Raw genomic sequence first — 9,732 nt, forward strand, 5'->3', positions numbered from 1 at the left:
TCACACGCGAGCGCTATGCCTGCCTCAACCACCAGCGCCGGGGCACCTGCGACAACGGCCGCACCATCACGCGCGAGAAGATCGAGCAGCGTGTCCTGTCGGGCCTGAAGGAAAGGCTGGTCTCGGCCGATGCCGTGGCCGAGGCGGTCAGAGCCTATGCCCAGGAAACCAACCGCCTCAACCAGGAGCGTCGCGCGCAAGGCGAACAGAACCGCAAGGCGCTCGACAAGATCGAGCGCGCCATCGCCGGCATCATGGCCGCAATCGAGGATGGTCTGTACCAACCTTCGATGAAAGCGAGGATGGAAGACTTGGAGAGGCAGAAGGCGGAGGTCACCGCGCGCCTGGCAATGGCGCCCGCTGACGTGCCCGACCTGCATCCCAACATCGCCACCCTCTACCGCAAGCGGGTGGAGCAGTTCACGCAAACACTCGCCGACCACGAGGACGGACGTCGGGCCGCCGAGGCGTTGCGCTCGTTGATCGGAGAGATCGTGCTCACGCCCGGCGACAAGCGCGGTGAGGTGCATGCCGAGCTGCGCGGCGAGTTGCTCGGCATCCTCGAATTCGCCAATTCTGAACAAAATCAAAGGCTTGACGATGTTATGACAAAAGGGGTTGCGGGTCCCCGCAACCAAATACCAAAACGGCCCGCCTCGTGCGGGCCGTTTGCGTTTTTTCGCCTTGCATTTCTTTCAAGCTCGACTCAGTAGGACTTTGCAGCGATGGTCGCCCGACTCCGCGCTGCCGCAGGTCGGCCGCGAGGGTAAGGCATGAGGAGCGGAAGATGCGGCAGGCACTGATCGTATGGGGCGGTTGGGAAGGGCACGAACCCGAAGCAGGGGCGCGAGTCGTCAAGGCGATGCTCGAGGAGGAAGGCTTCGCCGTGCGCGTGGAAAACACGACCGCGGCGTTCGCCGATCCGGCAATCGCCGAGCTCAGCCTGATCGTGCCGATCTACACCATGTCCAAGCTCGCCAAGGCCGAAGAGGCCAATCTGACGAAAGCGGTCGAAAGTGGCGTCGGCCTCGGCGGCTATCATGGCGGGATGGGCGATGCGTTTCGCGAATCGACGGACTACCAGTTCATGTGCGGCGGGCAGTGGGTCGCGCATCCCGGCAACATCATAGACTACCAGGTCAATATCGTGCGGCGCGACGATCCGATCATGGAGGGCATCGAGGATTTTCCCTACCGCTCCGAACAGTATTACATGCATGTCGATCCCTCGAACGAAGTGCTGGCGACCACCACCTTCTCGGGCGACCATGCGCCATGGATCGACGGCGTCGTGATGCCGGTGGTCTGGAAGCGCCGGCATGGCAAGGGACGGGTGTTTTATTCATCGCTCGGCCATGTGGCCAAGGAATTCGAGGTGCCGCAGATGCGCACGATCCTGCGCCGCGGACTGGTGTGGGCGGCGCGCTGAACTCAGCGCCGCCGGCTGCTTCGTCGGTTCGACTCTCCGCCATGCAGCCCGGCGACTGGCGATATTCATCATATGAATTGCCAATTTACATAAGACCTAACGTTTCATACAACAGACAGTAGCGGGCTTTCACCGGAGAGGATTGCGTGGAAACCATCGTTCCTTCGGATGCAATCGGCTGGATGCCTTCGGTCGACCAGGGTGGCGCAAGCGTGCACAACGCCGTCGTCAGCGTGCTGGGCAGCCGCATCCTGGGCGGGAACTATGCTCCCGGCGACGCCCTGCCGCGCGAGGACGAGCTCTGCGCCATGCTGGGCGTCAGTCGCACTTCCGTCAGGGAAGCGGTCAAGGTGCTGTCGGCGAAGGGCCTTGTCGAGGCCAGGCGCCGGGCGGGGGTGCGGGTGCTGCCGCGCGACAGCTGGCGGCTGCTCGACCCGGTGGTGCTCGGTTGGCATCCCGCCATCCAGGACGATGAAGAACTGGTTTCGGGGCTGCTGGAGGCACGCCGCATCTTCGAGCCGGCGGCGGCCGAACTCGCGGCCAGGCGCGCCACCGCTGCCGATCTCGCCGAGATCGAGCGCGCGGTGGTCGGCATGCGCGACAACATCCCGGGCGACCTCAACGCCGTCTGCCAGGCGGATCTTGCCTTCCACAAGGGCGTCATCGCCGCCAGCCACAATGTCGTGCTCAAGGGGCTGGTCGGCATGCTGGAGGCCGCGCTGCGCGCCACATTTCTGGTCACCAATCCGTTGATGGAAGCGCAGTCGCGCGCGCTTTCCGCCCATGTCGCGGTGCTGGAGGCGATCCGTATCCGCGATACCGCCGGCGCTCGCGCCGCCATGAACAGGCTGCTCGACATCGCCGCCGACGATCTCCACGCAAAGGGCTGACGTTTCCGCCTTGACGCCATTTTAGATCGTATGATAACTCGTTTTCATATGATCTAAGTGTCGCCTGGGAGGAGTTGCGCTTGAGAATCGTGGCGATCACCACGCGCGTCGTGAACGCGGATATGCGCAACTGGGTGTTCGTGCGTATCGAGACCGATCAGCCGGGCCTTTACGGTTGGGGCGAGGCGACGCTGGAATGGAAAACCCAGGCCGTCGTCGGCGCCGTCAACGACCTGGCCCCGCTTCTGGTTGGTCGCGATCCGCGCGACATCGAGCAGGCGGTGCGCATCCTCAAGAAGCACTCGTTCTGGCGGCTGGGCGTCATCGGCATGTCGGCCGTCTCCGGCATCGAGCTGGCGCTCTGGGACATTTTCGGCAAATGGCTCGACCAACCGGTCTGGCGATTGCTCGGCGGCAAGGTGCGCGACCGGGTCAAGGTCTATACGCATCTCGGCCTCGGCGACATGCGCGCCGTCTATGAGACGCTCGACGCCGAGCCGCTGGTGCAGCGCGCCTCCGAGGTGGTGGCGCGGGGGTATCGCGCGCTGAAGGCCGTCTTCATCCCTTACAGCCACTACCATGCGCCGCTCATCGAGATCGACAAGGTCGGCCGGCTCATGGAGGCGCTGCGCAAGGCGGTCGGGCCGGAAGTCGAGATCATGGTCGACTTCCACGGGCGCCCCGCCTCGGCCGCGACCGCGCTCGCCTATATCGATGCGCTCGCGCCGCACCGGCCGATGTTCATCGAGGAGCCGCTGCCGCCCGGCGAGACCGGCGCGCTGGCGCAGCTCGCCGCCAAGTCGCGCGTGCCGATCGCCACCGGCGAGCGGCTGGTCGATCGTCCCGAATTCGATGACCTTTTCCGGGCAAGGGCGGTCGACATCGTGCAGCCGGACATCTGCCATTGCGGCGGCCTGCTAGAGGCCAAGAAGATAGCGGCCATGGCCGAGGCGGTTTCGGTGGGCGTCGCGCCGCACAACCCGCTCGGTCCGATCGCCGGCGCGGCGGCGCTGCATTTCGCGGTCTCTACGCCCAACCACCTGATCCAAGAAGAGATGGTCGGCGCCGTGCCCTGGTATTTCGAGGTGGTGAAGGGGCCGATCCGCATGGTCGACGGCTGCTGGCAGGTGCCGGACGCGCCGGGACTTGGTGTCGAGGTCGACGAGGCAGTCGCCGACCGGCATCCCTACAGACCGGAGGTCATGCACACCACCAATGCCGTGCTTGCCGACGGCACCGTCGTGGACTGGTGACGATGGCCGGGCGTCTCAAGGACAAGGTAGCGATCGTCACCGGCGCCGGCCGCGGCATCGGCGAGGCGACGGCGCGCGCGATGGCGGCCGAAGGCGCCGCGATCGTCGTGGCGGAAAAGGACGCTTCGGCGGGGGCGATGGTCGTCGCTTCGCTCGTCGAAAGTGGTGCGCAGGCGCTGTTCGTGGAGACCGACGTCGCCGACAGCGGATCTTGCGACGCGATGGCCGAGCAGACGCTCGGCGCCTTCGGCCGCATCGACGTGCTGGTCGCCAATGCCGGCATCAACGTCTTCCACGAGCCGCTGGAAACCACGGAAGAGGAATGGCGGCGCTGCTTTGCCGTCGATCTCGACGGCGTCTGGTATTCGGCGCGCGCGGTGCTGCCGGCGATGCGCGCCCAGAAGCACGGTTCGGTTGTCGCAATCGCCTCCTGCCATTCCTTCGCGATCATCCCGTCGACCTTTCCCTATCCCGTCGCCAAGCACGGGTTGCTCGGCCTGGTGCGGTCGCTCGGCATCCAATACGCCGCCGAAGGTGTGCGCGTGAACGCGATCGCGCCTGGCTATATCGAGACGCAGATCGCGGTCGACTACTGGAACACGTTCCCCGATCCGCAGGCCGAGCGCCAGCGCACGTACGACCTGCACCCGCCGCGCCGCATTGGCAAACCGGAAGAGGTGGCGATGACCGCCGTCTTCCTAGGCTCCGACGAGGCGCCGTTCATCAACGCCGCCTGCATCGTCATCGACGGCGGGCGCTCGGTTCTCTACCACGAATGAGGTTTCGCGCCGGCGGCCGGTCGCCGGAAACGTCTTCAAGCAGATCACGTCCCGCCGGCCGGGATCGACAGGGAGGAAAACCAATGAAAAGCATGATCAGGGCATGCCTTGTGGCAGCAGCCACAGCCGCCGTCGCGCTGACGGTCCACGGCGCCGGCGCGCAGGACAAGATGAAGTTCGGCTACATCAACAAGATGGGCGACCATCCCTGGTTCGTCCGCGAGGTGAAGGGCGCCAAGGACAAGGCCGCCGAGCTCGGCGTCGACCTTTTGGTCCAGGACGTCCAGTTCGACGCCAACCTCGCCGTCACCACCTTCGACACTTATGTCGGCGACGGCGTCAAGGGCATCGCCGTGGTGGTGCCGGACCGCTCGCTCGGCCCGGTCGTGGCCGACAAGGCGAAGGCGGCCAAGATCGGCCTGATCGCGGTCGACGACGACATCGCCTTCGCCGACGGCACGCCGGTCGCCTATGTCGGCATGAACGCGCTCAACATCGGCAAGCAGGTCGGCACCGAGATCGCCCGCATCGCCAAGGCCGAAGGCTGGGACAAGGACCTGTCCAAAGTGCGCGTCGGCTCGATCGAGGACCAGAAGGCCGACACCTGCATGCGCCGCAACAAGGGCACGGAGGAGGCGCTGGTCGCGGCGATCCCCGAGATCAAGTCGCGCATCGTCTCGATCCCCTACGACAACACCATGGTCAACTCGATCGACGTTGTCTCGACGACGCTGACGGCCAATCCGGATGCCGAGAAGTGGATCTTCTTCTCCTGCAACGACGACGGCGTGCTCGGCGGCGTGCGCGCCACCGAAAACGCCGGCATGAAGCCGGAGAACGTCATCGGCATCGGCATCGACGGCTCGCGTTCCTGCGAGGCCTTCGGCGCCGGCAGGCCCTCGGGCTTCCGCGGCACCATGTGGCTGGACAGCGCCAAGCATGGCGCCGCCGCCATCCAGGCGCTCTACGACCAGGCCACCGGCAAGGAGATGCAGAAGGATTATTTCCAGGACGCCACGCTGATCAGCGGCGAGAATTTCGCCAAGTTCAAGGACACGCTCGGTTGCAAGTCCTAGGCTTTCCTTCGGCCCCATGGCTGGCGGCTTCACGGCGGGCGGCTTCATGCGGAGCCGCCCGCCGATGACCAAGCCTGTCGTTTCCGTCGAGAACGTCAGCAAGCGCTTCGGCGCCGTGCAGGCGCTGCGCGACGTGTCGGTAGCCTTCAACGCCGGCCAGATCACCGCCCTGATCGGCGAGAACGGCGCCGGCAAGTCGACGCTGATGCGCGTGCTGGAGGGCGAGCACCGCCCCGATAGCGGCGGGGTGCTGGTCGACGGCCAGCCAGTGCAGCTCAGCTCGCCGCGCGCGGCGCATGGTTCAGGCATCCGGGTCATCCATCAGGAGCCGGAGATCATCCCGGAACTGACGGTGGCGGAGAACATCTTCATCGGCGACATCAAGGCGCGGGGCGGGCTGTTCCTCGACCGCGCCGACCTCGAGCGGCGCAGCCTCGAGCTGCTCGGCACCTTCGGCGTGGCCGACGTGCTTTCGCCCGGGCAGCGCTGCCATGGCCTGAGCCCGGCGCTCAGGCAGCTGATCGAGATCATGCGGGCGCTGCGGCCGGGTGCGCGGCTGCTCGCCTTCGACGAGCCGACCTCGTCCTTGACGGAGGACGAGGCGCAGCGGCTGTTTCGCGTCATCCGACGCTTGAAGGCCGACGGCGTCGCGGTGATCTACATCTCGCACCGGTTGCGCGAGATCATCGAGCTTGCCGACCGCTGCGTGGTGATGCGCGACGGCAGCCGTGTCGCCGACGAGCCGATCGACGCGCTCGACGAGCAGCGTATGGTGCGGCTGATGGTCGGCAGGCCGGTGAGCGACCTGTTCAAGCGAAGGGAGCGCGCGCTGGGTCCGGTCCGACTGGCGCTGGAGAGTATCACCACACGCCGCGTCAAGGAGATCAGCTTCGAGCTGAGGGCCGGCGAGATCGTCGGGCTCGGCGGCCTGGTCGGCGCGGGACGGACGGAAGTCGCGCGCGCCATCGTCGGACTCGATCCGTTGCTGGCCGGGCGGATGAGCGTCGGCGGCCAGCCTTACAGACCCCGCGAGCCGGCGGACGCGGTCGCGGCGGGGATCGGCTTGGTGCCTGAGGACCGCAAGCAGGAAGCGCTGCTTTTGATGCAGGCGGTACGCGACAATGTCAGCCTCGTGGTGCCCGACAAGGTATCGCGCTACGGCTTCTTCAGCCGCAGGCGCGAGCGCGCGCTGGTCGCCCGCCACGTCGCCGAACTCAGGGTGAAGACGCCGTCGATCGAACAGGCGGTCGGAAAACTGTCCGGCGGCAACCAGCAGAAGGTCGTCTTCGCGCGCTGGCAGGCGCGGGGGCCGGGCATGCTCATCCTCGACGAGCCGACGCGCGGCATCGATGTCGGCGCCAAGGCGGAGATCTACAGGCTCGTCGAAAGCCTGGCCGACCAGGGCCTCGCCATCCTGCTCATCTCCTCGGAAATGCCGGAGCTGCTAGGCCTCGCGGACCGCGTGCTGGTGATGCAGAGCGGGCGCATCAGCGGTGAGCTCCCGTGGCAAGAGGCGAGCGAAGAGGCCGTGCTGGCGCTGGCCATGCGCTCGGGGCAAGAGGCAATCGAAAGGAGGGTGTCGTGACCGATACCGCGACCGCCGGCCGCGAGCGCGCGCCGGCCAGCCTGTTTGGCCGCATCGGTGCGCAGAATATCAGCCTGCTCATCGCGCTTGTCGTGCTGCTGGCGATCTTCGGGGCGTTGAGGCCCGACGTCTTCTTCACACCGCGCAACCTGATCAATATCGGGCTTGCGGTCACCATCCTCGGCATCCTGGCCATGGCGCAGACAGTGGTCATCGTCTCCGGTGGGCTCGACATCTCGGTCGGATCGATCGTGGGCCTGAGCACCATGGTGCTGGCCGTGGCTGCCCAGGAAACCAGTTCGATCCCGGCCGGCATCCTCGCCGGTTTGCTTGCCGGCCTTGTGGCGGGCGCCGTCAACGGGCTGATCATCGTCTACGGCCCGGTCAACGCGGTGATCGCGACGCTTGGAACCATGTCGGCGTTCCGCGGCCTCGCCTATCTGATGAACAACGGCAACTCGATCCCGATCACCGGCGACAGCCTGCGCGCGCTCGGCATCGGCACGCTGTTCGGCCTGCCTTTCGCCATCTGGCTGCTGATCGCCGCGATGGCGGCGTTCGTCGTCTTCACCCGCGAGACGGTCGTCGGGCGCAACATCTATGCGCTCGGCGGCAACCCGACGGTGGCGCGGCTCGCCGGCATCCCGATCCGCCGCTACCAGATCTCGATCTATGCGATGAGCGGCTTCGCCGCGGCGATGGCTGGCCTGGTGCTCGCCAGCCGCACCATGTCCGGACAACCGGCCTCGGGCAGCCAGGGGCTGGAGCTGGAAGCGATCACCGCTGCGATCCTCGGCGGCTGCGCGCTGCAGGGCGGCAAGGGCACGATCGTCGGCGCTATGCTGGGGGTGCTGATCATTGGCGTGCTCAATAACGGCATGATCCTCACCAGCGTGCCGACCTTCTACCAGCTGCTTGCCAAGGGAGCGCTGCTGATCCTCGCGGTCATCGTGCAGGAGCGCCAGCGGGCGCGGTCGGGAGGCTAGTTGCGCCTACACACTTTCGAGATAAGTCTCGATTTCGAAGTCGCTGACGTTGAGCGCGAAGGTGTTCAATTCCTGGCGCTTGCAGGCGATGAAGCCGTCGCGCAGCACGGCCGGGAAGATTTCGGCGACACGCGGCCCGGTCTCGAAGGCGGCGATCGCCGAGGCCCAATCCGGCGGCAGCTTGGCGAGTGTCAGCCCTTGCCCCTCGCCGCCGGTCGGCTCGCCGGGCGACAGTTCGTGCTCGATGCCGATCAGCGCGGCGCCCAGGATCGCCGCCAGCACCAGATAGGGGTTCGCATCGGCGCCCGAGACACGATGCTCGATACGGCGCGCGGCGGAAGGGCCACCCGGAATACGGATCGCCACCATGCGGTTTTCGTAACCCCAGGCGACTGCGGTCGGCGCATAGGAGCGCGGCCGCAGCCGCCGGTAGGAATTGAAATGCGGCGCGAACACCAGCGTGCTTTCGGCCATCGCGGCGAGCAGGCCGCCGACGGCATGGCGCATGGTGTCGGAGCCCTGGTCGCTGCCGTCGTCGAAGATGTTGCGGCCTTCCTTGTCGACGACGCTGAAATGAACGTGGAAACCGTTGCCGGCGCGTTCGCCATAGGGCTTGGCCATGAAGCAGGCGGCAAAGCCGTGCTTGCGGGCGATGCCCTTGACGGTGCGCTTGAAGAGCACCGCGTCGTCGGCGGCGCGCAAGGCGTCGGGAACGTGGTTGAGGTTGATCTCGAACTGGCCGACGCCGTTCTCGGCGATCGCGGTGTCGACCGGAATGCCCTGCATGCGGCAGGCTTCGTAGATATCGTGGATGAAGGCCTCGAAATCGTCGATCTCGTCGATCGAAAGCGCTGCGTCGGAATCGAGGCGCCGGCCGGTGACAGGCGAGACGGGGCCGACAGGCCGCTGGGACGTAGGGTCGACGAGATAGAATTCGAGCTCGGTCGCGGTGACAGGCGTCAGGCCGAGCGCCGCGTAACGGTCCAGGATGCGGGCGAGCGCGCGGCGCGGGTCGCCGAGATAGGGCGCGCCGGCCTCATCGGCGAGCCAGAGCGGCAGAAGCGCGGTCGGATGCGCCGTCCAGTTGACCGGCAGGATGCCGCGCCCCGTCCAATGGCAAAGCCCGTCGGCGTCGCCGGTCGAGAAGACCTGCGCATTGCCTTCGATGTCCTCGCCCCAGATGTCGAGCCCGATCAGCGAATAGGGCATGCGCAGCTTGCCTTCGAGCGCCTTGCGCGCCTGCTCGACCGGAATGCGCTTGCCGCGCATGATGCCGTTCAGGTCGCACACCGCGGCCCTCAGGCTCTGGATGTCGTTCCTGCTTTCAAGCCAGTTCAAAACGTCCGCGATTGCATCGCCCAATTTCCAGCCCCTGTTTTTCTGGAGGTGCTGTAGCCGTTTCGGCTACGATATCCCATTTCAGCTCGTGAGTTTATGAAGGCCTCCCTGATCGCTACAGGTTGGCTTTTCTTCATTTTTTCAAGTCGCTAGCCGGGATATCGGGCGGCATTTCGGGTCCGTTTTCTGCGATCTGCGATCGCAACATAGCTGGCGGACGAGGGAAAGCCAAGCGGGATTTGAGCGGTCAATGTGGAGGTCGCTGCGGTATGGTTCGTCATCCACGGGCGGAGCAAGGAGCGTAGCGACGCAGCGCAGACCCGAGGATCCTGTGTGTTGGTTCTGGTGTATGGTTGAAGTGGGAAGGAGACCGAGTGGATCCTGGTCGTCCTTTCG

Annotated in this window: 8 protein-coding genes and 1 pseudogene; 8 read left to right on the forward strand and 1 reads right to left on the reverse strand. The window is 66.0% G+C overall.

Going from position 1 to position 9,732, the window contains the following annotated elements; all coding sequences use genetic code 11:
• From RFM40_RS32895 to RFM40_RS32930, 8 genes and pseudogenes are all read left to right on the forward strand, one after another.
• Positions 1-713: pseudogene (locus RFM40_RS32895) on the forward strand (recombinase family protein); the annotation flags it as partial.
• A gap of 74 nt (positions 714-787) precedes the next feature.
• Entirely contained in the window at positions 788-1,429 is a 642-nt protein-coding gene (locus tag RFM40_RS32900; RefSeq protein WP_320230306.1) for a ThuA domain-containing protein, read from the forward strand.
• Between the two features lie 146 nt (positions 1,430-1,575).
• Entirely contained in the window at positions 1,576-2,319 is a 744-nt protein-coding gene (locus RFM40_RS32905; protein ID WP_320230308.1) for a FadR/GntR family transcriptional regulator, read from the forward strand.
• A gap of 89 nt (positions 2,320-2,408) precedes the next feature.
• Complete coding sequence (gene dgoD / locus RFM40_RS32910; RefSeq protein WP_320230315.1) at positions 2,409-3,572, forward strand: galactonate dehydratase; 1,164 nt, start codon at positions 2,409-2,411, stop codon at positions 3,570-3,572.
• A 2-nt stretch (positions 3,573-3,574) separates the two neighbouring features.
• A complete protein-coding gene (locus tag RFM40_RS32915) occupies positions 3,575-4,351 on the forward strand; it encodes an SDR family oxidoreductase (protein WP_320230309.1) in 777 nt (258 codons plus the stop codon).
• An 83-nt stretch (positions 4,352-4,434) separates the two neighbouring features.
• Positions 4,435-5,427 (forward strand): substrate-binding domain-containing protein, encoded by a 993-nt coding sequence (locus RFM40_RS32920; RefSeq protein WP_320230310.1) that lies wholly within the window; start codon positions 4,435-4,437, stop codon positions 5,425-5,427.
• Between the two features lie 64 nt (positions 5,428-5,491).
• Positions 5,492-7,012: a sugar ABC transporter ATP-binding protein gene (locus tag RFM40_RS32925; protein ID WP_320230311.1), complete on the forward strand. Its 1,521-nt coding sequence runs from the start codon at positions 5,492-5,494 to the stop codon at positions 7,010-7,012.
• The gene (locus RFM40_RS32930; protein WP_320279005.1) at positions 7,009-7,998 is read left to right on the forward strand and encodes an ABC transporter permease; all 990 of its coding nucleotides are present in this window, start codon (positions 7,009-7,011) and stop codon (positions 7,996-7,998) included. Before RFM40_RS32925 ends, RFM40_RS32930 begins: the two co-directional genes overlap by 4 nt.
• A 6-nt stretch (positions 7,999-8,004) precedes the next feature.
• Here RFM40_RS32930 and RFM40_RS32935 read toward each other — a convergent pair whose 3' ends face one another.
• Complete coding sequence (locus RFM40_RS32935) at positions 8,005-9,360, reverse strand: glutamine synthetase family protein (protein WP_320230314.1); 1,356 nt, start codon at positions 9,358-9,360, stop codon at positions 8,005-8,007.
• Positions 9,361-9,732 lie beyond the last annotated feature (372 nt).

Origin of the sequence: Mesorhizobium captivum, from assembly GCF_033977165.1 — a bacterium.
GTDB lineage: Bacteria > Pseudomonadota > Alphaproteobacteria > Rhizobiales > Rhizobiaceae > Mesorhizobium > Mesorhizobium captivum.

Bases quoted from the DNA above. Each gene is read 5' to 3' on its own strand.
- RFM40_RS32915 (WP_320230309.1), top strand. From the start codon at position 3,575: ATGGCCGGGCGTCTCAAGGACAAGGTAGCGATCGTCACCGGCGCCGGC.
- RFM40_RS32925 (WP_320230311.1), top strand. From the start codon at position 5,492: ATGACCAAGCCTGTCGTTTCCGTCGAGAACGTCAGCAAGCGCTTCGGC.
- RFM40_RS32900 (WP_320230306.1), top strand. From the start codon at position 788: ATGCGGCAGGCACTGATCGTATGGGGCGGTTGGGAAGGGCACGAACCC.
- RFM40_RS32920 (WP_320230310.1), top strand. From the start codon at position 4,435: ATGAAAAGCATGATCAGGGCATGCCTTGTGGCAGCAGCCACAGCCGCC.